Below are 26376 nucleotides of genomic sequence, written 5' to 3' on the forward strand. Positions count from 1 at the left end.
GGTGCAGGCCGCCAGCGGCGCGATCGCCGGCGGCAGCGTCGAGATCGCCAGTGGCAATGCCGACCTGAGCCGGCGCACCGAGCAGCAGGCCAGCAACCTGCAGGAGACCGCCGCCTCGATGGAAGAGCTGGGCGCCACCGTCCGGCATAACGCCGATACCGCACGGCAGGCCGCCGAGGCCGCGGGCCGCGCTGCGGCGGTGGCCGAACAGGGCGGCGCCGCCGTGCAGCAGGTGCTGGAGACGATGGACCGCATCGCCGCGGCCAGCCGGCGCATCACGGACATCACGTCCACCATCGACGGCATCGCCTTCCAGACCAACATCCTCGCCCTGAATGCCGCCGTCGAGGCGGCGCGGGCCGGCGAGCAGGGGCGCGGCTTCGCGGTCGTGGCGGCCGAGGTGCGCTCGCTGGCGCAGCGGGCCGGCGCGGCGGCCAGGGAAATCAAGGTGCTGATCGGCGAGAGCCATGAGACGGTCGAGGGCGGGCTGCGCCACGCGCGGGAGGCCGGAGGCACGATCGCGCAGGTGGTCGACGAGGCCCGGCGCGTCAGCGGGCTGATCGTGGCGATCAGCGACTCCAGCGCCGAGCAGTCGACCGGCATCGCCCAGGTCGGCGCGGCGGTGCAGCAGCTCGACCAGGTCACTCAGCAGAACGCCGCGCTGGTCGAGCAGAGCGCCGCGGCGGCCGAGAGCCTGCGGCTGCAGGCCGAGCAACTGAACCGTGTCGTTGCGGTATTCCGGCTGGGTTGAACCTCCCCGACCGGACGCGCATTCGGGCCGGCTTCCGCAAGGGGCCGGCCCTCTTTTTTGGCGCGTGACCGCGGCCGCCGGCCCCCCGTTCGGCCTGAGCTTGTCGAAGGCTCTTCCCCAGCCGCTTCGGCAGGCCCGAACGGCTGGGGTTCCCGGCGGCTTGCAGCACAGCCGAGTCCCCTCGATTCAGGGCCGGGCAAGTCCCTTGCGGGTTAACCAGACTGCCCCCCCGCCGCGAGGGGGCGTCAGGCAGGGGGGCGGCAACAAAATTTTTTTACGCCGTCACTATTTCACGCGGCCGCAACACCTGACCCCTTCCACACCAGGAGAAAACCATGCGTTCGAGTCGTCGTCCCAAGCTGCCCCGCACCGCGCTCGCCAGCGCCACCCTGCTGGCCCTGATGGCCATGTCCGCGAACACGCAGGCGGGCAACGTGACCTGGACCAACGCGTCCGGCAGCTTCGCCTGGAACGCCATCCACGCCAACTGGGGTACCGGCGCCTGGAACAACAGCGGCGTCGGCAACGAGGCGGTCTTCGGCTACGACGGCATCGGCAACATCGCGGTGGACGGCGCCGGCGTCAATGTCTCAAGCATCAACTTCCAGGCCGACGGCTACACCGTCAGCGGCGGCCCGCTGAACTTCGTCGCCGGCGGCGGCTCGCTGAACTCGGCCTACGGCACCAAGGTGACCTACACCGCCGGCATCATCAGCACCGATCCCGGCAACGTCGCCACCATCAACAGCGCGATCAACACCAGCGTGGGCCTGATCAAGGCCGGCGCGGGCACGCTGGTGCTGGCCGGCCCGGTGAGCTTCACCGGCGGCAGCGGCATCTCCTACCTCAACGGCCCGCAGGGCCTGCGCATGACCAACGACCTGGTGGTCGACGGCTACAGCGGCGTGACCATGGGCGGCACGCTGCAGATCGCCGGCAGCAACGTGCTACCCGCCAGCACCCGCGTGGGCCTGGGCAACGGCCAGATCGACATCGGCAGCAACAAGGTCACGATCGCCGCGCTGAACTTCTTCAACGAGAACGACCTCTACAGCTACGACCCGGCGGTGGGCGCCTCGCCGACCGGCTCCATCATCGGCAGCGGCACGCTGCGGGTGACCGGCGACATCAGCGTGGTCGGCCGCTGCTGCGGCAACAACGGCGCCAACACCATCGCCGCCAACCTGGACCTGGGCGGCGGCACGCAGGTGATCCGCGTGGCGCAGAACGCCTCGGTGGCCAACAACCGCGGCCTGCAGATCACCGGCGTCATCACCAACGGCTCGCTGCTGAAGACCTCGGGTCTGACCGAGAACGGCGTGCCCGGCGGTGCCGACGGCATCGGCCTGTACGGCAACAACACCTACACCGGCTCGACCGTCATCAACGGCGGCACCAGCCTCGTCACCGGCACCAACGCCTCCAGCTTCGTCGAGGTGATCGGCGCCAACACCTACCTCTCGCTGCAGGGCGCCAACGGCTCCTACGGCGCGGCGACGAAGGTGCTGGTGGCCGCCGGCGGCACGCTGATGCTGGACAACAACTCGGCCCTGGCCGGCAACGACGCGCCCACGGTCCCCGGCGCCAACAACGCCAACCGCCTGAACGACAACGCCGAAGTCCAGCTGCGCAACGGCACGCTGAGCTACACCGGCGCCAGCAACACGGCCTCCAGCGAGACCTTCGGCAAGCTCAACGCCACCGGCGGCCACAACGTCGTGAGCCTGGTCGCCACCGGCGCGACGGGCACGTCCACGCTGTACGCCAGCGACCTCGTCGTGGCCCCGCGCGCCACGCTGCAGGTGACGGCCGCCAACCTCGGCGGCAGCAGCAAGCTGTTCGTCGCCGGCGCCCTGCCCGCCAGCGACAGCACGGGCATCCTGCACGGCGTGATCGGCAAGGCCGACTTCGTCAAGTACAGCGCCGCCACCGGTGTGACGCCGCTGGCCGCCGGCGACTACGCGGGCAGCTTCGCCGCGGGTGCCAACGTCGCGCTGACGGCCGCCTCCACGCTGGCCGCCTCCACCAGCATCAACGCGCTGAAGACCACCGGCAGCTTCACCACCACGATCGCCTCCGGCCAGGTGCTGAACATCGCCTCCGGCATGGTGCTGAACAGCTCGGGCACGGCCACCTACACCGGCGGCACGATCGACTTCGGCAGCGCCCCCGGCACCTTCTTCAACGGCACCAACACGATCAACAGCGCCATCACGGGCAGCAACGGCCTGGTCAACGGCGCGTCCTCGCTGACGCTGAACGGCGACCTCTCGGGCCTCGCCGGCGTCATCACCACCAGCGGCACGACCACGCTGGGCACCAACACCTTCAAGGGCGGCATCGAGCTGCGCGCCGGCACGCTGCAGTTCAGCACCAGCCAGACGCTGGCCGGCCAGGGCGCCATCACGGTGGGCGTGCACGAGAACGACAGCAACGTGATGGGCTCCATCCCCACGCTGAGCCTCTCCAGCCTCGGCGCCAACGGCGTGATGAACCGCGACATCGTCGTGGACAACGGCAGCCAGAACATGGGCGGCATGGAGTTCTCGTACAGCATGCTGCCGAACCTGGGCGTGCTGTCCAACTCCAGCGGCTCGCAGACCGTGGGAGGCAACATCACGCTGAACAGCCCGCTGCGCGTGCAGGGCGGCGGCGGCAGCGGCACCGGCTCCACCAACTTCACCGGCAACATCACCGGCGCCAGCTACCTCTACATCCCGAACGGCCGCGCGAGCTTCACCGGCAACGTCGGCAACACCGGCGGCATGACGCTGGGCGGCGGCGGCTTCAAGACCTACGTCACCTTCGCCGGCACGACCTCGGGCAACGGCCCGCTGCTCGTCAACGGCGGCAGCGGCACCGCGAGCGGCTCGATCAACGGCACCACCATCAGCTACAGGAACGGCGCCCTGCCCACCGGCGACATCCAGCTGCAGGGCGGCGGCTTCGGCCTGAACGCCCCGGCCTTCATCCCGCTGGAGAACTCGACGATCGCCAACCGGATCGACGCCAAGCAGTCGGACATCTACGCCCAGGTCGGCGCCGGCATCACCGCCAACTGGAACGGCCAGGTCACCAGCGACGGCTACGGCTGGCTGGTCAAGACCGGCGCCGGCACGCTGGTGCTGAACAGCATGACCAACAACGTGCCGGTGCAGGTCAACGCCGGCACGCTGCTGGTCAACGGCCAGGTCACCAGCCTGGCCGGCCAGGGCATCGCGGTGAACACCGGCGGCACGCTGGGCGGCACCGGCAACATCGCCACCGATGTGCTGGTCAACGCGGGCGGCACCATCAACGCGGGTGTCGGCGGCGTGGGCACGCTGTCCACCGGCTCGCTGGAGCTGGCCGGCGCCTTCGCGGCCGACATCGGCGGCGGCGCCGACCTGATCAACGCCAGCAACGGCCTGAAGATCGACGCGACCGGCACGCTGCAGCTCGCCCTGAGCGGCATGGCCAGCGGCACCTACCTGCTCCTGAACAACCTCGGCAGCAGCGCCATCAGCGGCACCTTCAGCGCCATCAGCGGCCTGCCCGCCGGCTACAGCTGGAGCGTCGACTACGCCTTCAGCGGCACCGACTCGCTGGGCCGCATCGGCAACGGCAACGACCTCGCGCTGACGCTGACCGCCGCCGTGCCCGAGCCCTCCAGCTACGCGCTGCTCGGCGCCGGCCTGCTCTTCGTCGCCGCCGTGCGCCGCCGCCGCCAGGGCAACTGATCGATCAATCTTCCGGAGTAGGACCTCATCATGAACAAGACCCTTCTGCTCGGCGCGCTGCTCTGCGCCGGCATCTGCAGCACGACGGCCCAGGCCGCGATCATCGACTTCGAGACCCTCGACACCAGCTACGCGCCCTTCGCACCGCTGATCAGCGATGGCGACGCGGTGACCCAGGGCGGCTACTACGCCCAGGGGCTCGACCCGAACAACAGCACCGGCACGCCGAACATGGCGCTGGTGGCGGCGCTGGTCAACGGCGCCGACAGCGGCACCTGCCTCGACGGCAAGTGCCCCACCGGCAACGCGAGCAACTACATCGCCTCGGTCAACGACGGGCTGATCGCGCTGGGCCAGCTGAACGGCGGGCCGATGAAGCTCGCGAGCTTCGACGCGGCCTTCCTGATGCCCTCGGGCGTGGCCGTGGCCGACGGCACGCCGGCCTACGTCGCGATCGAGGCCGACCGCCAGGACGGCAGCTACGCGATCGGCGTGTTCGCTCTTGGCGCAGTGGCGGCCGACGGCACCACCGCCTTCCAGACCTTCCAGGCCGGCGCGGCCCAGATCATCGGCGGCACCGGCACGCTGACCTCGGGCACCGTCACCAACCTCTACGCCTTCGCCTACTACTGCGGCACCGGCGCCGACTGCTCGGCCTTCGACAGCAACAAGGGCCAGTTCGCGCTGGACAACATCGCCGTCAACGTCAGCGCCGTGCCCGAGCCCTCGCAGTGGCTGCTGATGGCCGCCGGCCTCGCCGCCATCGGTGGCGTGGCCAACCGCCGTCGCCAGGCTCGTTGAACCTCAAGGAATCCGTCATGAACACGAAGTTGAAGACCACCAGCCTCGCCGCCCTGGCCCTGCTCTCGGGCCTCGCCGCCCACGCGCAGGACGCGACGATCAAGACCTACATCGTCCAGCTGAAGGACGAGCCGGTCGCCTCCTACCAGGGCAGCACCGCCAGCTATGCCGCCACCCAGGCCGCGCCCGGCTCGGCGCTGAAGTACGGTTCGCCCGCCGCCCAGTCCTACGCCGCCTACCTGCGCGGCAAGCAGCTGTCGGTGATCAGCAGCATCGGCGCGCCGGTGATCTCGCAGTACGACGCCGCGTTCAACGGCTTCTCGGCCCGCATGACCGCGGCCCAGGCCGCCATGCTGAGCCTGAACGCCGCGGTGGCCGGCGTCTACGAGGACGAGATCCGCCATCCGGTCACCATCACCACGCCGATGTTCCTCGGCCTGGCCACGCCGGGCGGCATCTGGCAACAGACGGTCAACGGCAGCAAGGTCAACGGCGAAGGCATGGTGCTGGGCGACGTGGACCTGGGCATCTGGCCCGAGAACCCGTCCTACGCCGACCATGTGGACGGCGCCGGCGCGCCCACCTTCAACGGCGGCACCCTCGCCTACGGCCCGCCGCCCGCCAGCTTCACCGGCAGCTGCGTGGCCGGCGAGGGCTTCGACCCGGCCAAGCACTGCAACAACAAGCTGATCGGCGCGAAGTACTACAACGCCAACCTGCTGGCCGACGGCACCAGCCTGGACTGGACCGCCTTCAACTCGGCCCGCGACGACCTCGGCGGCGCCACCGGCCACGGCGGCCACGGCGACCACACGGCCTCCACCGCCGCCGGCAACAGCCTGGTCCCGGCCGTCGTCAACGGCCTGACGATGGGCAACGCCTCCGGCATGGCGCCGCGCGCGCGCATCGCGGTCTACAAGGTCTGCTTCACCTACGTGACCGACCCGAACAGCGGCGCCAACCAGAACTCCTGCTCCACGGCCGACTCGATGGCCGCCATCGACGACGCGGTGAAGGACGGCGTCAACGCGATCAACTTCTCGATCAGCGGTTCCACCACCACCACCAACGACATCGTCGAGCAGGCCTTCTACCGCGCCTCGCTGGCGGGCGTGTTCGTGGCCGCCGCCGCGGGCAACAGCGGCCCGACCAACACCGTCAACCATCCCTCGCCCTGGCTGACCACGGTGGCCGCCTCCACGCATGACCGCCTGATGGCCGGCGACATCGTGCTGGGCAACGCCGCCAAGTACACCGGCGCCTCGCTGAACACCGGCGCGCTGCCGGCCAGGACGCTGATCCGCGCCGAGGACGCCGGCATCGGCGGCGGCGCCGCCAACCTCTGCTTCAGCGACTCCACCTCCGCCAGCGCCGCCGGCCAGGTGATGCTGGACCCGGCCAAGGTGGCGGGCAAAGTCGTCATCTGCACCCGCGGCACCAACGCCCGCGTGGACAAGAGCCTGGCCGTGGCGAACGCCGGTGGCTTGGGGCTGGTGTTCGTGGACAACGGCACCGGCCTGGTGGCCGAGACGCACTCGGTGCCGACCGTGATGGTCAGCGCCACCGATGGCGCTGCGATCAAGAGTTATGCCACGGCCGGCGGCGCGCCCACGGCTTCGCTGAGCGCCTTCTACACCGGCAAGCAGCCTGCGCCGATCATGGCTGCCTTCTCCGGCCGCGGCCCCGACATGGCCGACGCCAACATCATGAAGCCGGACCTGACGGCGCCGGGCGTCGGCGTGATCGCCGCGGTGACGCCGGGCCTGGACCAGACGCAGCGCAACGCCGTCGCCAACGGCACGCTGGTGCCGCCCAACGCCTGGGCCTCCTACGACGGCACCTCGATGGCCACGCCGCACGTCTCGGGCGTCGCGCTGCTGCTGAAGCAGGCACACCCGGGCTGGTCGCCGGCCGCGATCAAGTCCGCGCTGATGACCACCACCTACACGACGCTGGACGACGGCCTCACCGGCATGCAGAACGGCCTGCTGCCCTGGTCGCAGGGCGCCGGCCACATCAACCCGAACGCCGCGATGGACCCGGGCCTGGTGTACGACGCCGGCAAGGCCGACTACGTGCGCTACCAGTGCCTGACGCAGAAGAGCCTGGTGGCCGCCAGCGACTGCACGACCTACGGCACGCTGGACCAGACCTACAACCTGAACCAGCCGGCCATCACCGTCGGCATGGTGACCGGCTCGACCACGGTGACGCGCACGGTGACCAACGTAGGCAGCGCCTCCGCCACCTACACGGCCACCGCCAGCCTGCCCCACTTCGGCGTGACGGTGACACCGTCCACGCTGACGCTGGCCCCGGGCGAGAGCAAGTCCTTCAGCGTGACCCTGGCCAACAACGACTCGCCGGACGGCACCTGGCAGTACGGCGCGCTGCAGTGGACCGACGGCACGCACAAGGTGGTGAGCCCGATCAACGCCAAGTCCGGCAAGTCGATCTCCTCGCCGGACCAGGTCACCGGCAACATGCCCTCGGGCAGCCGCCTCGTGACCGTCAAGAGTGGCTTCAACGGCAAGATGGGCGCCGTCAAGGCCGGGCTGAAGGACGTGACGCTGTACCCGCAGGTCACGCTGACGCCCTACCCGTACAACTTCACCTCCTTCGCCACCGCCTGCCAGAACAGCGGCGGCTTCTACGTGAAGGCCTACGACTTCGTCGTGCCGGCCGGCACGCTGGTGGCGCGCTGGGCGCTGCGCCAGCAGGACGTGAGCCTGCCCACCGACGACAACGACCTGATGGTGCTCGACCCGGACGGCAAGCCCTACGTCTCCGGCAACGACGGCTCCAACGAGGCCGTGCAGATCAGCGCCCCGGTGGCCGGCAACTGGCGCGTCTGCGTCGGCGCCTATGCCGGCGGCAAGGCGATGAAGCACCGCCTGTCGAGCTGGATCGTCGGCCCGAACGACAAGGGCGGCAACTTCAACGTGCTGCTGCCGGCCCAGGTCTACAGCGGCGGCACCGCCACGGTGGGCCTGAGCTGGTCGGGGCTGACGCTGGGCGAGCGCTACGTCGGCGGCGTGCAGTTCCTCGACGCGGGCGGCACCGCCGCGGCGACGATGGCCGTGCGGGTGGAGCCCAACGGCGGGCTGCAGATCTCCGATGACGCGAGCGCCGCATCGATGAAGGATCTCGGTTCTGCAAGGTAGTAGTGCAAGGTAGTGCAAGCCCCCGGCGGCGGGGAGACCCGCCGCCGGTTCTCGACGTTAGGATGCAGGCAAGCCCTCTTCATGAGACCGCCTTGCCGCATCCCATTCCTCCGGATCTGCTGTTGAAGGTGACGCCCCCGCGCGTGCCCCGCCAGTTGCTGCCGCGCGAGGCGCTGGCGCTCGCCACGCCCCGACTGACCGAAGTGCCGGCCCTGCTCGTGCAGGCCCCGGCCGGCTATGGCAAGACCTCGCTGCTGGCGCAGTGGCGGCTGGAGTTGCTCGCCCGCGGCAGCGCCGTCGGCTGGCTGACCTGCCAGCCGCGCGACGACGAGCGGCGCCTGCTCTGCGGCCTGGCCCTGGCCGTGCGCACCGGCATGGGCCGGCCGCTGTTCGGCGAGGCCCTGCTGGAGCGCGAGCGCGCGCTGCAGCCGCTCGAAGGCCTGACGCTGTGGCTGGCCGAGGTGGCGCAATGCGCGGTGGACATCGCGCTGCTGGTCGACGATGCCGACCGGCTGCCGCCGAACTCGCGCGCCCTGCTGGCCTACCTGATGCGCAACCAGCCGCCCAACCTGCGCGTCGTCATCGGCGCGCGCAGCGACGTGGAGCTGGGCCTGGACGACCTGCTCGACTACGGCCAGGCGCTGCGCCTGGGCCCGGCCGAGCTGCGCTTCTCGCTGGTGGAGGCGCTGCAGCTGATCCGCGCCCGCAGCGGCGACGACGGCGCCTTCGATGCCGACCTCGCCGCTCGGCTGCACGAGTTCAGCGAGGGCTGGCCGCTGGGCCTGCAACTGCTGCTGGCCGCCCTCTCGGCCGGCAGCGACGCCCGCGAGCTGCTGGACTCGCTGCAGGGCGGCGCGCCCGACGCGGCCGGCCTGCGCCCGCGCCTGATGGCGCTGATGTTCGACCGTCTCTCGCCGGCCGACCTGCTGCTGCTGGAGAGCAGCACCATCGTCGACCCGATCCATCCCGGCCTGGTGGCGGCACTGACCGGCACCGACGAGGCCGACGCGCGCGAGCGGCTCGCGCGGCTGGCCCGCGACACGCCCTTGCTGGCCCGCGCCGAGCAGGGCGACTGGCTGCGCCTGCACAAGCTGGCGCGCGACCACCTGCGCCGCCGCCTGCAGCAGGAGCGCCCGCAGCCCGAGCGCGAGGACCTGCACCGCCGCGCCGGCGCCTGGCTGCAGCAGCAGGACATGCTGGAAGCCGCCGCCCACCACGCCTGGGAATCGGGCCAGCGCGAGCTGGCGCTGGACCTGGCCGAGCGCAGCCTCTACGAAGCGCTGACCCAGCGCGGCCAGCAGGCCCTGGTGCGCGAATGGCTGGACCGCCTGCCCGAGGCCGAGCTGCAGCGCCGGCCGCGCCTGCTGCTGGCCGCTGCGTGGTCACTGGCCGTCAGCAACGAGCACGAGGCCGCCGAGCGGCTGGTGGCGCTGCTGCAGGAGCAGCCCGGCATCGACGATGCGCTGCGCTGCGAGTGCGCGATGATCCTCGGCGGCGCGGCGATCTTCGCCGACGAGCCGGACCGCTTCGCCGCGCTGCACGATCCCTGGGCCACGCCCCCGCCGCAGATGCGCGACCCGCTGCTGCGCAGCATGCATGCCAACCGCAGCGCGCTGCGCCGCGTGCTGCAGGGCGACTGCGCGCAGGCGCGCCTGGGCCTGCTGCAGCACCGCCGCGAAGCCGAGCAGCTGCCCGGCGCGCGCTACGTGAACCACTGGGCCGACCTGATCCTGGCGATGAGCCATATGTGGGAGGGTCAGGTCTTGCGCGCCGAGCAGCACCTGGCGCCCGCGCTGCGCCAGGCCGAGCAGGAGCTGGGCCGGCGCAGCCCGCTCGCCTGCATGCTGGCCGCGTACCTCGCCGCCGCCGTCTGGGAACAGGAGCGCGGCGCCGAGGCGCAGGCGCTGCTGGCCGACCGCATCGACGTGCTGGAGCGCAGCGGCCTGCCGCAGGCAGTGCTGCTGGCCTACATGACGATCGTGCGCATCGCCGCCGCCGAGGGCGGGGAGCACCGCGCGCTGGAGCTGCTGCAGTCGCTGGAGGCGGTGGGCGAGGCGCGCCGCCTGCCGCGCCTGCGCCTGGCCAGCCTGGTCGAGCAGATGCGCCTGCATGCGCGCCGCTATCACGCCGAGACCTGCCGCACGCTGCTCGCGCGGCTGGAGGAACTGCTGGCCCGCCCCGAGCTGCCGCAGGGCCCGATGTGGCGCCACGGCGTCGAGGCGCAGGCGCTGGTGGCGCGCGGGCACGCGGCGCTGGCCGCGCGCGAATGGCGGGCCGCGATGGCGCCGCTCAGCGCCGCGGCCGAGGCGGCGCGGGCCCAGCACTTCGGTCGGCTGCAGATCGAGGCGCAGGGCCTGATGGCGCTGGCGATGGAGCGCTGCGGCGAGCATGCGGCCTTCCCGCTGCTCGGCGAGACCCAGGACCTGGCCACCACATGGGGCCTGCAGCGCGTCTTCAACGACGCCCACCCGGACCTGCGCGCGCTGCTGCGCCAGCTGGCCGAGCGCCGCTCGCAGGCGCCACTGAGCGCGCCGGCGCCCCTGCCCGCGCCAGCGGCCGCCGCGCCGCTGCGGCCGCTCAATCCCGGCTCGGTGCTGACGCCCAAGGAGCGCGAGGTGCTGGATCTGCTGGCCCGCAACCTCAGCAACAAGGAGGCGGCGCTGGCGATGCAGGTGGGCGAGGAGACGATCAAGTGGCACGTCAAGAACCTGTTCGCCAAGCTCGATGCGGGCACGCGCAAGCAGGCGGTGGCGCGGGCGCGGATCCTCGGTTTCCTGCCCGTGCTGGCCTGATGGACCCGGTCAGTGGACTCTTGTCGTTAGCAGCTGATGGCGCTGGCGCAGCGCGGCCTGCAGCAGGATCTCGTTGCGCAGGAAGGCATCGAGCGCCTTGAGCAGCTCGGGATGCTTCAGCGTGGAGACCTGGAACAGCAGCGGCGCATGCGGCAGGCCGGGGTCGTAGACCACCTCGCCGGCGAGGCCGAGCCGTTCCACCAGCGGCAGCGCCAGGTCCACGTTCAGGTACAGCGCGTCCAGCCGGTGCAGGCGCAGCTGGCCGACCAGCTTGTCCATGCTGGTGTTCTCGAAGACGTTCATCGCGCCGGCGTCGATCTGGCGCTGGTAGAGCCAGGGCGTGAAGCCGCGCAGCGTGCCCAGGCGCTGCACGGTCTCCAGCGGCGCGCCCTGGTGCTCGCGCAGCACCAGCAGCCCGGCCGTCAGCTCATGCAGCGCCGCGCTGTAGCTGAGCGGCAGGCCCGCGCGTTCGGCCGGGCGCCATAGCGGGTTGTCGGGGAACTTGAAATCCAGCGTCTGGTCCTTGAGAAAGGACTGGTAGAGCCGCTTGATCGGCAGCGGGACATAGGTGAAGCGCACGCCCTGGGCGCGCGCGAAGGCGTCCAGCAGATCGCGGATGTAGCCGCTGTACTGGCCCTTGCCGTCCACATAGAACAGCGGCCGCTGGTCGGCATCCTCCACGCCGATGGTGTAGCTGCGCACCGGCTGTTGTTGCTGCTGCTGCGCCTGCGCGGCGAACGCCAGCGCGACCCCGCACAGCACCGAGCCCGCGCGCCGGGCGATTCTGGAAAAGATGGCTGACACGCGCTGGGCTCCTCCTGTGTTGCGCTCGCGACGTGCGCGGCATTCTCTGTGCCCGCGCCATGCGATGGATTTGTTCCACCGCGACAAGTCCTTGCCATTCAGCGACAGATCGGCGTCCCCCTCCTCGCCGGGGGGGACGGGGGGTGGGTCCGCTGCCTAAGCTGCGGCGCATCTGCCTGATCGATGACAAAGGAGTGACGACATGAACTTTCTCGATGGTTCCCTGTTCCCCGAGAACCAGGATCCGCTGGTCATCACGGCCGCCCCCTACGGGCCGGAGTGGATTCCCGCCGACTTCCCCGAGGATATCCCGGTCACGATGGAAGCCCAGATCCAGAAGGCGGTGGACTGCTACAACGCCGGCGCCACCGTGCTGCACCTGCATGTGCGCGAGCTGGACGGCTCCGGGTCCAAGCGCCTGTCGATGTTCAACGAGCTGATCGCCGGCGTGCGCAAGGCCGTGCCCGGGATGATCATCCAGGTCGGCGGGTCCATCTCCTTCGCGCCTGAGAGCGAGGGCGCCGCGGCCAAGTGGCTCAGCGACGACACGCGCCACATGCTGGCGGACCTGGATCCCAAGCCGGACCAGGTCACCGTCACCGTCAACACCTCGCAGATGAACGTGCTGGAGCAGATGGAGGCGGCCGACATCGCCGGCACCTCGCTGGCCACGCCCCAGGTGTTCCGCGCCTATACCGAGATGGTCGTGCCCTCGACGCCGAGCTTCTTCGAGGAGCATGTGCGCCGCCTCACCAAGGCCGGCATCCAGAGCGCCTTCCAGTTCTACAACATCAACAGCTTCGAGACGGTGGAGCGGCTGATCCGCCGCGGCGTCTACCGCGGCCCGTTGGTGTGCAACTGGGTCGCCATCGGCGGCGGCATGGACCAGCCGACGCCCTACAGCCTCACCCACTTCCTGCGCGCGATGCCCGATGGCGCGGTGCTGACGGTGGAGAGCAGCATGCGCAACGTGCTGCCGATCAACATGATGGGCATCGCGATGGGCCTGCACGTGCGCTGCGGCATCGAGGACAACCTCTGGAACCAGGCGCGCACCGAGAAGATGAGCACGGTCAAGCAGGTGGAGCAACTGGTGCGCATCGCCCGCGAGTTCGGCCGCCCGGTCGCCACCGCCCCGCAGGCGCGCGCGATCAGCAAGATCGGCGTGTTCTACGACACGGTGGAGGAGACGCTGGCCGAATGCGGCTTCGCGCCGAACCCCAAGGGACGCCAGCAGGGCTTCCTGCGCAAGTGATCGTGGGCAGCACCGTGCTGATCGTGCCGGGCCTGCGCGACGACATGCCGGGCCACTGGCAGCAACTGCTGGCGGCGCGGCTGGAGCGCGTCGTCAGCGTGCCGCCGATGGGGCGCACGGACCTGGGCTGCGAGCGGCGCGTGGCCGCCGTCGAGGCAGCGGCTCAATCCGTCGACGGGCCGCTGCTGATCGTCGCCCACAGCGCCGGCTGCATCACGGTGGCGCACTGGGCGCGGCGCACGCGGCGCGTGGTCCACGGCGCGCTGCTGGCGGCCCCGCCGGACTTCGAGACGCCGATGCCCGAGGGCTATCCCACGCCCGCGCAACTGGCCGCCAGCGGATGGCTGCCGCTGCCGCGCGCGCGGCTGCCCTTCGGCCGCAGCGTCGTCGCGGCCAGCCGCAACGATCCGCTCGCCCGCTTCTCCCGCAGCGCCCAGCTGGCCGAAGCCTGGGGCGCCGAGCTGGTCGACCTCGGCGAGGCCGGCCACCTGAATCCCGCCTCCGGCCACGGCGAATGGCCGCAGGCGCTCGAACTGATCGCCACATTCCAATAACGGAGACACTTTGATGAAGATGAAGGCCCTCACCCTCGCTGCGCTGGCAGCCCTCGCCACGCCCGCCATGGCGCAGGTCACGATCTACGGCAAGCTCGACGCCGGCCTGCTGAGCATCTCCAACACCAGCGGCGGCACCGGCTACCTGCCCAGCGCCGTCAACAACGGCAGCAGCAAGCAGCTCAAGGACGGCGGCATCGGCGCCAGCAACTGGGGCCTGCGCGGCGTCGAGGACCTGGGCGGCGGGCTCAAGGCGATCTTCGTGCTGCAGGGCAACCTGGCGCTGGACACCGGCGCCAGCGGCGGCCCCAACAGCGGCAGCACCTCGTCGATGTGGAACCAGACCGCGATGGTGGGCCTGATCGGCAGCTTCGGCGAGATCAAGCTGGGCCGCCAGGTCTCGCCGATGTACTGGGCGATGGCCTCGACCGACGCCCGCGCCGGCCGCTACTTCGGCAGCTCGCTGACCGCGCTGGTGGGCCTGAACAGCGCCAGCGGCAACTTCGTCGGCGACAACTCCAACCCGTCCTTCGGCACCGTCTACAACGACAACGCCATCCTCTGGACCTCGCCGGTCTGGAGCAACGTCACCGTCAACCTGGAGTACGCGCTGGGCGAGACCGCCGGCGGCATGAAGGCCAACTCGCAGCAGGCCGCCACCCTCGTCTACGACGACAAGAAGCTCAAGCTCTCTGCCCTCTACTACAACGGCTACGGCAACAACCTGCCCGACGCCACTCTGGTCTACACCAAGAAGCTCGGCGACGCCGCCAAGGCCGCCGCCGCGCTGACCGCCGCCGGCCTCACGCCGACGACCAACACCAACCGCCTGGTCTCGCTCGGCGCCCTCTACAACTGGGGCGAGTTCCGCGCGGGCGCCGCCTGGATGCAGGCGCGCAACCCGTCGCATGTGGTGGTGATGCCCGGCGGTTCGGACAGCCTGGACATGTGGGACCTGAGCGTCGGCTGGACGCCGATGCCGCAGCTCGACATCAGCGCCGGCTACTACCGGATCAAGGACAAGAAGAACATCGGCAACAGCGCCTCGCAGTTCGCGCTGGGCGCCGAGTATTCGCTGTCCAAGCGCACCACGCTGTACGCCGAGGGCGCGATGGTCACCAACAAGGGCGCCAACATGAACGTCAGCCCGGTGTACGCCACGGCCGTCGTGGCCGGCAAGGACGTGCATGCGCTGATGGCGGGCATCCGGCACGCGTTCTGACCTTTCTTCCTTCCGTCAATGCCGCAGCAGGATCACGGCCAGCACGAAGGCCGCGATCCAGGCGGTCTCGATGACGATCAGCGCCAGCGGCCGCCAGCCGGCCCGGGCCAGTTGCGCGAAGCTGGTCTTCATGCCCAGTGCGGCGATGGCGGCGACCAGGCAGGCGCGCGACACGTCGTTGAAGCCGTCCTGCATGCGCGGCGACAAGGCGCCCAGCGAGTTGAGCGCCACCATGCCGATGAACAGCCAGAGGAACCAGGGCATCAGCGCCTGCCGGCCCTTCGCCTGCCCCGGCGCCGCGGCCTCGCGGGACTTCTTGAACGCGGCCGACACGATGAGCACCACCACCGTCAGCATGGACACGCGGAACAGCTTGACGATGGTGGCGATGTCGCCGGTCTCGTGGCCCAGCGTGTAGCCGGCGCCGACGACCTGGGCCACGTCGTGGATCGTGCCGCCGATGAACAGGCCCGCCGCCTCGGGCGGCAGGTGCAGCAGCCGGGCGATCAGCGGGTAGACGATCATCGCCAGCGTGGACATCACGGTGACGGTGACCACCACCATCAGCGTGAAGCGCTCGCCGTCCTTCTCGCGCGGCAGCACCGCGGTGATGGCCAGCGCCGCCGAGGCGCCGCAGATCGCCACCGCCCCGCCCGACAGCACGCGCTGCGCCCGGCTCATGCCGAGCTTGCGGCCGACGGCCAGGCCGCAGGCCATCGTCGTCACGATCGCGGCGATCACGGTCAGCGCGGTCTCCCAGCCGAGGCCGGCAATCTGCGCTGCGGTGATGCGCGCGCCCAGCAGGCCCACGCCCAGGCGCAGCACCGCGAGGCCGCAGAACTCGATGCCGGGCCTGGTGCGCGGCTCGTTGCTGAGGTAGTGGAAGGCCACGCCGAACAGCAGCGCGTAGAGCAGTTGCGGGCCGCCATGCAGCGTGGAGACCGAGGTGGCCGCGATCGCGAGGACCGAGGAGAGGCCGATGCCGGGCAGCAGCGCGGCGATGCCCTGCCAGGCCGAAGGAACGAGGGCGAGCGGGGACGAGCGGGTGTTCATGCGCGGGCCTCGTTCAGAAGGTGACGCGGATGCCGGCGCCGGCGGCCGTCGTATCCGAGTCGCGGCCGTTGTTCGGGATCGCCCGCGAGGCGCCTTCGAGGCCCAGCTGCGCGGAGACGTTGTTGCGCGTCTGGCCGACACCGGCGTAGAGGTTGGTCCGCTTGGACAGCGCGTAGTTGTAGTTGATGCCCACCAGCGTCGAGCGGCCCTGCGTCGGCACCGACACGGCGGTGTTGATGCGGCCGATGTTGAGGCGCAGGTCGCCCTGGCCGAAGCGGACCTGCACGCTGGCCCAGAGGCTGCGCGTGGCGCCGCTGGTGGCGGTGTCGGGCCCGGCCGGGTCGTAGCGGGTGAAGCCGCCGCCCGCCGCCCAGCCGCCGAAGTCGTAGAGCGCCGTCACGCCCTCGTAGACGCTGCTGGCGGACGTGCTGCCGTTGGCCGGGAAGGCGACGCGGCGCGTCTGGTGATAGGCGCCGGCCGAGAGCGTCGGCGAGCGGTATTCGAGCGAGAGGCCCAGCACCTTGCCGACGTCCGTCGGCGCGGTGGGGCTCTCGTCGCCGAAGGTGTAGGTGAGCCGCGCGCGCAGGCCCTTGAACTCCGGCGAGGCGTAGAAGACGCCGTTGCTCGCCCGTAGCATGCCGGTCAGCGCGAAGGCGGACATCGTGCCGGAGTTGCCGTACATCGCGAAGGCGTTGACGTCGGTGAAGTACTGCACCCAGAAGGCCGGCGTGTAGTCGCGCCCCATCCAGAGATCGCCCCAGGCATTGCTGCCCAGGCCGACGATGGCCTTGCGGCCCCAGAAGGCGGCGCCGGTGATCGTGCCGTCGTCGGAGTTGAAGCCGTCCTCCAGCTGGAAGAAGGCGCGCAGGCCGTCGCCGAGCTCCTCGCTGCCCTTGAAGCCGAAGCGGCTGGCGGAGAAGGTGCCGCTGACCAGTTGCCGCGAGGTCCGCGCGGGGCCGGCCGAGCCGGCGCTGACGTGCTGGATCTCGACGGCGTTGTCGACGATGCCGTAGAGGGTGACGCCACTGCCCTGGGCGGCGGCCGGGCCGGCGAGCATTGACAACGCGAGGGTGGCGGGAAGGAGGTGTTTCACGGCAGGCTCCCGGTCAGGATGCGAAGGCGGCGATGCCGGTGATCGCGCGGCCGAGGATCAGCGCGTGCACGTCGTGCGTGCCCTCGTAGGTGTTGACCACCTCGAGGTTCACCAGGTGCCGCGCCACGCCGAACTCGTCGGAGATGCCGTTGCCGCCCATCATGTCGCGGGCCAGGCGGGCGATCTCCAGCGCCTTGCCGCAGGAGTTGCGCTTGACGATGGAGGTGAGGTCCACCGAGGCGATGCCCTCCTCCCGCATGCGACCCAGGCGCAGGCAGCCCTGCAGGCCCAGCGTGATCTCGGTGAGCATGTCGGCCAGCTTCTTCTGCACCAGCTGGTTGGCGGCCAGCGGGCGGCCGAACTGCCTGCGGTCCAGCACGTACTGGCGGGCGCGGGCGTAGCAGTCCTCGGCAGCGCCGAGCGCGCCCCAGGCGATGCCGTAGCGCGCGCTGTTGAGGCAGGTGAACGGGCCCTTCAGGCCGCGCACCTCGGGGAAGGCGTTCTCCTCGGGGCAGAAGACCCCGTCCATCACCACCTCGCCGGTGATGCTGGCGCACAGGCCCACCTTGCCCTCGATCACCGGCGCGCTGAGGCCCTTGGCGCCCTTGTCCAGCACGAAGCCGCGGATCCGACCCTCGTCGTCCTTGGCCCAGATGACGAACACGTCGGCGATCGGCGCGTTGCTGATCCACATCTTGCTGCCCGTGAGGCTGTAGCCGCCCGGCACCTTGCGGGCGCGGGTGACCAGGCTGCCGGGGTCGGAGCCGTGGTCGGGCTCGGTGAGGCCGAAGCAGCCGATGAACTCGCCGCTGGCGAGCTTGGGCAGGTACTTCTGCTTCGTCGCCTCGGTGCCGAATTCGAAGATCGGCACCATCACCAGGGACGACTGCACGCTCATCATCGAGCGGTAGCCGGAGTCCACCCGCTCGATCTCGCGGGCGATCAGGCCGTAGCTGACGTAGCCCAGGCCCTGGCCGCCGTACTGCTCGGGGATGGTGGGGCCCAGCAGGCCCATCTCGCCCATCTCGCGGAAGATCGACGGATCGGTACTGTGCGTGCGGAAGGCCTGCAGCACGCGCGGCGCGAGCTGCTCCTGGCAGTAGAGGCCGGCGGCGTGGCGGATCATGCGCTCGTCCTCGCCGAGCTGCGATTCGAGCAGGAAGGCGTCGTCCCAGTGGAAGGCGGCGCGGGTCGTGGTGGTGCTGTTCATCTGTGCTGTCTCCTTTGAAGGGCGTGGGTCAGATCACCTGCGCCTGGCGCAAGGCGGCGATGCGGGTGGGATCGAGTCCCAGATCGGCGAGCACCTCGTCGGTGTGCTGGCCGAGCACGGGCGGCGCGTGGCGCAGCACCGGCGGCGTGTCGGACAGGCGCAGCGGGCTGGCGACGGTGGTGATGGGCGCGCCGGATTCGCGGGCCAGCGTCACGGCGAGGCCGCGGGCGCGGACCTGCGGGTCGGCGAAGGCCTGGGCGATGTCGTGGATGGGGCCGCAGGGCACGGCGCGGTCTTCCAGCAGCGCGATCCACTCATCGGTGTTGCGGCCGCGGGTGAGCGTCTCGATCTGCGCGGCCAGCGCCTCGCGGTGCTGCACGCGCAGCGCGTTGCTCGCGAAGCGCGGGTCGCTGGCGAGTGAAGGCTGATCGGCCGCCTCGCAGAAGCGCTGGAACTGCCCGTCGTTGCCGATGGCCAGGATCATCGCGCCGTCCTGCGTGCGGAAGTCCTGGTAGGGCGCGAGGCTCGGATGCGTGTTGCCCTGGCGCGGCGGGGCGATGCCGGTGTTCAGGAAGGCGCTGGCCTGGTTGGCGAGGATGGCCATGCCCACGTCGAGCAGGGCCATGTCGATGTGCTGGCCCAGGCCGCTGCGCTCGCGCGCCTGCAGCGCGGCGAGGATGGCGCTGCTGGCATAGACGCCGGTGAAGAGATCGATCAGCGCCACGCCGGTGCGCATCGGGCCGCCGCCGGCTTCGTCATCCGGGCGGCCGGTGATGCTCATCAGGCCGCTGGCGGCCTGCACCAGCAGGTCGTAGCCCGCGCGCCGGGCATAGGGGCCGTCGTGGCCGAAGCCGGTGATGCTGCAGTAGACGAGGCGCGGGTTGAGGGCGCGCAGGGTCTCGTGGTCGAGGCCGAATTGCGCCAGGCCGCCGGTCTTGAAGTTCTCGACGAGGACGTCGCTCTGCGCGGCCATGCGGCGCAGCAAGACCTGACCCTCGGCGGTGGCCATGTCGATCGTGGCCGAGCGCTTGTTGCGGTTGCAGGCGGCGAAGTAGGTCGCCTCGCCGTCGGAGCCCGGCAGGAAGGGCGGGCCCCAGTGGCGGGTGTCGTCGCCGGCGCCGGGGCGCTCGATCTTGACGACGTCGGCGCCGAGGTCGGCGAGGATCTGCGTGCACCAGGGGCCGGCCAGCACGCGGGAGAGGTCCAGGACCTTGAGGCCGGCCAATGCACCGGGAGCACCGGGTGCGCCTTCCTTGTTGTCGTTCTTCATGTCATGACTCCTGCGAGCGGGCATGCGGCGGCCGCACCGGTCGCTGCCGGCGGGCTCGATCAGGGTTGGCGGGGAACGATCAGACCGGCAGGTCGCCGACGATCGCCGTGCGTTCCATCCTGCGATGGCAGGGCGGGTAGTCCATCACCGCGTAGTGCTGGGTGCTGCGGTTGTCCCAGAAGGCCACGCTGTGCTTCTTCCAGCGGAAGCGCACCTGGTACTCGGGGATCAGGGCCTGGCTGGTCAGGTAGTTCAGCAACTGGCTGGCGCCGGGCGACTTGTCCAGGCCGTAGCGCACGTTGGCCGGCGTGTTGTAGTTGGTGAAGTGCGTCGTGAAGCTGGCGTTGACGAACAGCACCGGCTCGCCGGTCTCGGGATGGATGCGCACGACCGGATGCTCGGCATCGGGGTACTGGGCCTTCAGCGCGAGCCGCTTCTCGATGGGCATCGCGGCGCCGAAGCTGGACTCGATGCTGTGCCGCGCGCGCAGCGGCGCGATCTTCGCCTTGATGTCCTCGGGCAGTTGCCGGTACGCCTCGACCATGTTGACCCACATCGTGTCGCCGCCCACCGGCGGGCACTCGATGCAGCGCAGCACGCAGCCCATCGGCGGGCGCTCGCGCCAGGTGGCGTCGGTATGCCAGGAGTTCTCGTTGCGGTCCGGCGGGCTGTCGGGCGATTTGTAGATCTGCACCAGGCCCAGGTGGTCCGGATGGCTGCCGACGACCGGGTGGTCCTCCAGCTCGCCGAAGTAACGCGCAAACTCGACGTGCTCCGCTCGCGTGATGTCCTGGTCGCGGAAGAACAGCACGCGGTGCTTCAGCAGCAGCGCGCGGATCTCGGCCATCAGACCGGCGTCCTGCGCGGCGGCGCCCAGGTGCACGTTGCCGAGTTCAGCGCCGATCGTGCACGTGAGCGGCTCCACGCGAATCGCCCGGTCCAGCGATGCTGAGCGGACCACGGCGGGGGCCAGCGTGAGGTCTTCGGTCATGGCGATGTCTCCTGTCGTCTCGTGCGTTTTGCCTTGGACGGCAGTGTGCGCGGCCCGCTGTCCGCCTGCTTGACATGCCACGGTCGCCACTTTACCTTTGGCGCCAAACAAGAGTTCGCTCCATCGCCCCATGCCCCTGCTGCTGCGCGCCGCCAGCCTCACCAACTACCGCGAAGTCGCCCGCGCCGGCGGCCTGGACCCCGACCGCATGCTGCGAGAGGCCGGGCTCAGCCCCAGCGTGCTGAGCGAGCCGGACCTGCTGATCCCGGCGGAGCGCGTCGGCGCGCTGCTGCAGGCCTCGGCCGAGCGCTCGGGCAACGAGAGCTTCGGCCTGTGTATGGCGGAATCGCGGCAGCTGTCCAACCTCGGCGCCGTGGGCCTGCTGATCCGCGACCAGGCGACGCTGAGCGATTCGCTGGACGTGCTGATGCGCTATCAGGCGCTGGTCAACGCCTCGCTGACGCTGATGCTGCGCGAGAGCGCCGAGGGCGTGGTGCTCAGCGAGCAGGTGCGGCCCGGCCATGCGCACCAGCCGACGCGCCAGCGGGTGGAGATGGCGCTGGGCGTGATGCTGCGGCTGATGCGCGTGTTCCTCGGCGCCGGCTGGCAGCCGCGGCGGGTCTGCTTCGAGCATCCCGCGCCGCGCGACAGGAGCGTGCATCACCGGCTGCTGGGCCGGCGTGTGGACTTCGATGCGGACTGCAACGGTATCGTCTGCGCGAAGGCCGATCTGGACGTGCGGAATCCCTTCGCCGACCCGGCGATGGCCCGCTATGCGCAGCGCCTGCTCGACGCCGCGCCGCCGCCGATGCAATCGGTGCTGCTGGAGGATGTGCGCCGCACGATCCTGCTGCTGCTGCCCAGCGGGCGCTGCGCGATCGAGCAGTTGGCCGAACACCTTGGCATGGCCAGCCGCACCGTGCAGCGCGGCCTGGCCGACGAGGGGCAGAGCTTCTCCTCGATCGTGCAGGAGATCCGGCTCGACCTGGTCACCCGCCACGTGATCGAGAGCGACCGGCCGCTGACCGAGGTGGCGATGCTGCTGGGCTTCTCGGCGCCGAGCGCCTTCTCGCGCTGGTACCAGGCGCAGTTCGGCTGCAGCGCCAAGGAGAGCCGCGCGGCACGGACCCAGCTGTCACGAAGCGCAAAGTCGGCGGCGCGAGAGGTGAAGTAGCGGCGGGTGCGTGCGCCAGAAGATGTGCCCACAAGCCGCACACCTTCACGCACATCCCTGGAGACACCGCCATGAACTTCCTCGACGGCCACCTGTACCCCGAGAACCAGCAGCCCCTGATCATCACTGCCGCGCCCTATGCGCCGGGCTGGATTCCCTCTGACTTCCCGGAGGACATTCCCGTCACGATGGAGGAGCAGATCCAGAAGGCGGTGGACTGCTACGAGGCCGGCGCCACCGTGCTGCACCTGCATGTGCGCGAGGCCGACGGCAAGGGCAGCAAGCGCCTGTCGATGTTCAACGAGCTGATCGCCGGCGTGCGCGCGCGGGTGCCGGAGATGGTCATCCAGGTGGGCGGCTCCATCAGTTTCGCGCCGGAAGACGACGGCGCCGCCGCCAAGTGGCTCAGCGACGACACGCGCCACATGCTGGCCGAGCTGACGCCGAAGCCGGACCAGGTCACCGTCACCGTCAACACGACGCAGATGAACGTGACCGAGCACGCCGGCGTCGACGACTTCCGCGGCGTCTCGCGCGGCTTCCCGCACCTCTACGCCACCTACAAGGACATGATCGTGCCGTCCAACCCGAGCTGGGCGGAGGAGCACATCCGGCGCCTCTCTGCCGCGGGCATCCAGAGCGAGTTCCAGTGCTACAACATCAACAGCTTCGAGACCATCGAGCGGATGATCCGCCGCGGCGTCTACAAGGGCCCGCTGGTGATGAACTGGGTCGCGATCAGCGGCGGCATGGACCAGGCCAACATCTACAACCTGGCCAACTTCCTGCGCGCCGCGCCGGACAACGCGGTCATCACCGTCGAGAGCTCGGTGCTCAACGTGCTGCCCGTCAACATGATCGGCATCGCGCTGGGCCTGCACGTGCGCTGCGGCATCGAGGACGTGCTGTGGAACCAGACCCGCACCGGCAAGATGAGCTCGGTCGAGCAGATCAGGCAGCTGGTGCGCATCGCCGGCGAGTTCGGCCGCCCGATCGCCACCGCGCAGCAGGCGCGCGAGATCATGCAGATCGGCGTGTTCTACGAGACGGCCGACGAGACGCTGCAGAAGAACGGCTTCGCGCCGAACCGCAAGGGCGGCAACCAGGGCTTCCTGCGCAAGCCCGACCTCGCCGCGCAGCAGTAAGTCAACGACAGGAGACAAGACCATGGCAACCGTCGTCAAGTTCCATCAGACCGGCGCGCCGGACGTGCTCCGCTTCGAGCAGGCCGAGGTGGGCGAGCCCGGGCCCGGCGAAGTGCGCCTGCGCCACGTCGCCGTGGGCCTCAACTTCGCGGACACGTATTTCCGCAGCGGCATCTATCCGGTGCCCCTGCCCAGCGGCATCGGCAACGAGGCGGCCGGCGTGGTCGAGGCCATCGGCCCCGGCGTCACGCAGCTCGCCGTCGGCGACCGGGTGACCTACACCGGCTTCATCAACACGCTGGGCGCCTACAGCACCGAGCGGCTGATCGCCGCCGAGCCGCTGATCAAGCTGCCGGCCGAGATCGCCTGCGAGACCGCGGCGGCGATGACGATGCGAGGCCTCTCGGCGGCGTATCTGATGCGCCGCATCTACCCGTTCAAGGCAGGCGACACCGTGCTGCTGCATGCGGCCGCGGGCGGCGTGGGGCTGATCGTCTCGCAATGGGCGAAGCTGCTGGGCATCAAGGTCATCGGCACCGTCTCGACCGAGGCCAAGGCCGAAGTGGCGCGAGCACACGGCTGCACCCACACCATCAACTACAGCCATGAGGATGTGGCCAAGCGGGTGCGCGAACTGACCGACGGCGTCGGCGTGTCGGTGGTCTTCGACAGTGTCGGCAAGACTACCTTCATGTCTTCGCTCGATTCGCTCAAGCGCCGTGGGCTGATGGTCTGCGTCGGCACGGCCTCGGGGCCGATCGACAACTTCGACCCGCGCATCCTGGCCCGCAAGGGCTCGCTCTTCATGACCCGCCCGGGCCTGGCCGACTACATCGCCGATCCGGCGGAGAAGGCCGAGCTGGTCGACGAGCTCTTCGGCCATGTGGCGGCCGGCCGCGTCCGCATCGAGATCAACCAGCGCTACGAGCTGGGCGATGCGGTGCAGGCGCATCGCGACCTGGAAGCCCGCAAGACCACGGGTTCTTCCATCTTCATCATCTGATCGATCCGCGCATCGACGCGGACGCACAAAAGGAGACAGACATGCACTATGACAACGGTGGCCCCGACACCGACGGCTATCTCGCCGGCCGCCGCGCCGCCTGGTTCGCCTTCGCGATGACCTTCGTGCTGATGATGTTCGACTACATCGACCGGCAGGTGATCGTCTCGCTGTTCCCGCACATCCGCGCCGAATGGCATCTCAGCGACAAGCAGCTCGGCTCGCTGGTCTCGATCATCTCGATCGTCGTGGCCGCCGGCGGCATCCCGGTGGCGCTGCTGGCCGACCGGGTCAGCCGGGTGAAGAGCATCGTCGTGATGGGCACGACCTGGAGCCTGGCCACGATCGCCTGCATGTTCGCCGGCAACTACGGGCAGCTGTTCGCGGCGCGCGCGGTGGTGGGCGCGGGCGAGACCGGCTACGGCTCGGTCGGCGCCGCGCTGATCTCCACGCTGTTCCCCAAGCGCCTGCGCAGCACGGTGCTGGGCGCCTTCTTCGCGGCCGGGTCGACCGGCTCGGTGCTGGGTGTCTTCCTGGGCGGCGTGATCGCCGCGCAGTGGGGCTGGAAGGCAGCCTTCGGCGCGGTGGGCATTCCGGGCCTGGTGCTGGCCCTGCTCTACATGTTCGTGCGCGACTACCGGACCGTGCCGCTCGCCTCGACGAAGCTGGCGCCGGTGAGCCAGACCTTCGGTGGCACGCTCAGGCACATCTTCGGCTCGCTGCTGCGCACGCGGACCATCCTGGTCGTCTGCCTCGCCGGGGCGATGCAGCTGATCACGATGTCCTCGGTGACGGCCTGGACCACCAGCTTCCTGAACCGCATCCATGCGATGACGCCGGCGGATGCCGCCAAGCACACGGCGCTGGTGATCCTCAGCAGCGCAGCGGGCGTGCTGATCTGCGCCGTCATCGTGGACCGGCTGACCCGCCGCACGCCGCGCCACAAGCTGCTCGGCCTGTCCGTCCTGTGCGTGGCCTGCGGGGTGATCTTCATGCTGGCCTTCGGCGGCCTGTTCAGCGGCGAGGCGCAGTTCCGCATGATCTGCCTCGGCGCCTTCTTCATGAACTCGATCATCGGCATCGTCACCGGCATCGTCATGGACGTCACCCACCCCAGCATGCGCGCCACCGGCGCGGCGCTGCTGGCGGTGCTGCTGAACCTGCTCGGCCTGGCGGTAGGGCCCTTCCTGACCGGCGTGCTGTCCGACCTGTGGGGCCTGCAGCTGGCGCTGACGGTGGTGCCGGCCTTCAGCCTGCTGGGCGCGGCGGGTTTCCTGGTCGCCCTGCGCAGCTATGACGCCGACGTGGCGCGGGTGGCACATGTGAAGCTGGACGCGGCGCCCGCGCGCCCGAATACGCCCGAGCCCGGCCGTTTGGCAAGCCCCACGCCTGAAGTCCTGATTTCGGGGAAACCCTGAAGGCCGGCGGGTTGACCCGCCGGCACGAAAGTCCAAGAATCCGCTCCATCGAATAAATGTTCACTTGTTGTTCAAGTGTTCATACCGAAGGAGACGGCAGATGGACTCGGAACAAAGCCTCGCGATCCGCGCCGCCTGGCTGGCCTATGTGGGCGGCCAGACGCAGGAGCAGATCGCCGACCGGCTCGGCGTCTCGCGCATCAAGGCGCAGCGCCTGATCGCCTCGGCCACGCAGAGCGGCCTGGTGAAGTTCTTCGTCGAGGGCGTGCCGGCCGAGTGCATGGCGCTGGAGGACCGGCTGATCAAGGCCTACGGGCTCAAGCGCTGCGTGGTGGTCCCGGCCGCGCAGCCCGAGACCGATGACGATGCGGAACTGGCCCCGCTGGCCGTCGCCGCCGCCCGCCAGCTGACCCGCGTGCTGGAGGCCAACGAGGTGGCCACGATCGGCGTCGGCCACGGCCGCACGCTGGCCGCCATGGTCGAGCGCCTGCCCGCCACCAACCGCCAGCAGACCCGCTTCGTCTCGCTGCTGGGCAGCCTCACGCGGCGCTCCTCCGCCAACCCCTTCGACGTGATCGCCAAGCTGGCCGAGCGCACCGGCGGCGAGTGCTACTTCATGCCCGTGCCCTTCCTGGCCGACAGCGAGGCCGACGCGCAGGTGCTGCGCGCGCAGCGCGGCGTCCAGCATGTGCTGGGCCTGGTGCGCGAATGCCAGCTCTGCGTGGTCGGCATCGGCGACCTGGGCGAGCAGACCCACCTGCTGCGCACGAACTCGATCACCCGGGCCGAGTTCAACGCGCTGCGCCGCGCTGGCGCCGTCGGCGAACTGGCCGGCTGCTTCGTGGACGCGGCCGGCCAGCCGGTGCGCCACGAGATGAACCACCGCGCCGTCGGCGCCACGCTGGAAGACCTGCGCGGCCGCGACGTGATGGCCGTGGCCGGCGGCCTCTACAAGGC

General features: G+C 70.3%; 19 protein-coding genes. 13 read left to right on the plus strand and 6 right to left on the minus strand.

All coding sequences use genetic code 11. The features are described from left to right. The 5 genes from B0W88_RS33615 to B0W88_RS14190 all read left to right on the plus strand — a co-directional run. Positions 1 to 751, plus strand: a 751-nt coding sequence (locus B0W88_RS33615; protein ID WP_233151709.1) for a methyl-accepting chemotaxis protein, incomplete at its 5' end; no start/stop codon positions are given. A gap of 335 nt (positions 752 to 1086) precedes the next feature. Continuing rightward, entirely contained in the window at positions 1087 to 4470 is a 3384-nt protein-coding gene (locus tag B0W88_RS14175) for an autotransporter-associated beta strand repeat-containing protein (RefSeq protein WP_077035302.1), read from the plus strand. Between the two features lie 30 nt (positions 4471 to 4500). Next, entirely contained in the window at positions 4501 to 5271 is a 771-nt protein-coding gene (locus B0W88_RS14180) for an NF038120 family PEP-CTERM protein (protein WP_077035303.1), read from the plus strand. Between the two features lie 17 nt (positions 5272 to 5288). Beyond that, complete coding sequence (locus B0W88_RS14185) at positions 5289 to 8435, plus strand: S8 family serine peptidase (protein ID WP_077035304.1); 3147 nt, start codon at positions 5289 to 5291, stop codon at positions 8433 to 8435. 128 nt (positions 8436 to 8563) lie between these two features. Further along, positions 8564 to 11227, plus strand: coding sequence for a LuxR C-terminal-related transcriptional regulator (locus tag B0W88_RS14190; RefSeq protein ID WP_233151710.1), 2664 nt, complete (start codon positions 8564 to 8566; stop codon positions 11225 to 11227). A gap of 9 nt (positions 11228 to 11236) precedes the next feature. Here B0W88_RS14190 and B0W88_RS14195 read toward each other — a convergent pair whose 3' ends face one another. Further along, a complete protein-coding gene (locus B0W88_RS14195; RefSeq protein WP_158080856.1) occupies positions 11237 to 12031 on the minus strand; it encodes an ABC transporter substrate-binding protein in 795 nt (264 codons plus the stop codon). Between the two features lie 202 nt (positions 12032 to 12233). Between B0W88_RS14195 and B0W88_RS14200 the strand changes: the two genes are divergently transcribed. Genes B0W88_RS14200 through B0W88_RS14210 form a run of 3 tightly spaced genes read left to right on the plus strand, consistent with a single transcriptional unit; the run spans position 12234 to position 15062 of the window. Further along, on the plus strand, positions 12234 to 13286 hold the full coding sequence (locus B0W88_RS14200) for a 3-keto-5-aminohexanoate cleavage protein (protein ID WP_077035307.1): 1053 nt from the start codon (positions 12234 to 12236) through the stop codon (positions 13284 to 13286). Continuing rightward, positions 13232 to 13840, plus strand: coding sequence for an alpha/beta hydrolase (locus B0W88_RS14205; RefSeq protein WP_077035308.1), 609 nt, complete (start codon positions 13232 to 13234; stop codon positions 13838 to 13840). The genes B0W88_RS14200 and B0W88_RS14205 overlap by 55 nt, the downstream gene beginning before the upstream one ends. Before the next feature lie 13 nt (positions 13841 to 13853). Next, positions 13854 to 15062, plus strand: a complete 1209-nt coding sequence (locus B0W88_RS14210; RefSeq protein WP_077035309.1) for a porin — start codon at positions 13854 to 13856, stop codon at positions 15060 to 15062. Between the two features lie 15 nt (positions 15063 to 15077). Here the strand turns inward: B0W88_RS14210 and B0W88_RS14215 are convergent, their stop codons facing one another. From B0W88_RS14215 to B0W88_RS14235, 5 genes are all read right to left on the minus strand, one after another. After that, entirely contained in the window at positions 15078 to 16115 is a 1038-nt protein-coding gene (locus tag B0W88_RS14215) for a YeiH family protein (RefSeq protein WP_077035310.1), read from the minus strand. Positions 16116 to 16128: 13 nt separating this feature from the next. Next, positions 16129 to 17208, minus strand: a complete 1080-nt coding sequence (locus tag B0W88_RS14220) for a porin (RefSeq protein ID WP_077035311.1) — start codon at positions 17206 to 17208, stop codon at positions 16129 to 16131. Positions 17209 to 17221: 13 nt separating this feature from the next. Beyond that, on the minus strand, positions 17222 to 18418 hold the full coding sequence (locus B0W88_RS14225; RefSeq protein ID WP_077035312.1) for an acyl-CoA dehydrogenase: 1197 nt from the start codon (positions 18416 to 18418) through the stop codon (positions 17222 to 17224). Positions 18419 to 18446: 28 nt separating this feature from the next. Further along, positions 18447 to 19688, minus strand: a complete 1242-nt coding sequence (locus B0W88_RS14230; protein ID WP_077035313.1) for a CaiB/BaiF CoA-transferase family protein — start codon at positions 19686 to 19688, stop codon at positions 18447 to 18449. A 79-nt stretch (positions 19689 to 19767) separates the two neighbouring features. Then, a complete protein-coding gene (locus B0W88_RS14235) occupies positions 19768 to 20679 on the minus strand; it encodes a TauD/TfdA family dioxygenase (protein WP_077035314.1) in 912 nt (303 codons plus the stop codon). Positions 20680 to 20809: 130 nt separating this feature from the next. On the opposite strand from B0W88_RS14235, the gene B0W88_RS14240 reads away from it, so the two are divergent. The 5 genes from B0W88_RS14240 to B0W88_RS14260 all read left to right on the plus strand — a co-directional run. Next, a complete protein-coding gene (locus tag B0W88_RS14240; RefSeq protein WP_077035315.1) occupies positions 20810 to 21853 on the plus strand; it encodes an AraC family transcriptional regulator in 1044 nt (347 codons plus the stop codon). A 71-nt stretch (positions 21854 to 21924) separates the two neighbouring features. Next, the gene (locus B0W88_RS14245) at positions 21925 to 22998 is read left to right on the plus strand and encodes a 3-keto-5-aminohexanoate cleavage protein (protein ID WP_077035316.1); all 1074 of its coding nucleotides are present in this window, start codon (positions 21925 to 21927) and stop codon (positions 22996 to 22998) included. A gap of 22 nt (positions 22999 to 23020) precedes the next feature. Beyond that, a complete protein-coding gene (locus B0W88_RS14250) occupies positions 23021 to 24001 on the plus strand; it encodes a quinone oxidoreductase (RefSeq protein ID WP_077035317.1) in 981 nt (326 codons plus the stop codon). Between the two features lie 41 nt (positions 24002 to 24042). Beyond that, positions 24043 to 25419, plus strand: coding sequence for an MFS transporter (locus B0W88_RS14255; RefSeq protein ID WP_077035318.1), 1377 nt, complete (start codon positions 24043 to 24045; stop codon positions 25417 to 25419). 100 nt (positions 25420 to 25519) lie between these two features. Next, positions 25520 to 26376: sugar-binding transcriptional regulator (locus B0W88_RS14260; protein WP_077035319.1), on the plus strand; the 857-nt coding region annotated here is incomplete at its 3' end.

This window comes from Pelomonas sp. KK5 (genome assembly GCF_001984095.1).
Lineage (GTDB): Bacteria > Pseudomonadota > Gammaproteobacteria > Burkholderiales > Burkholderiaceae_C > KK5.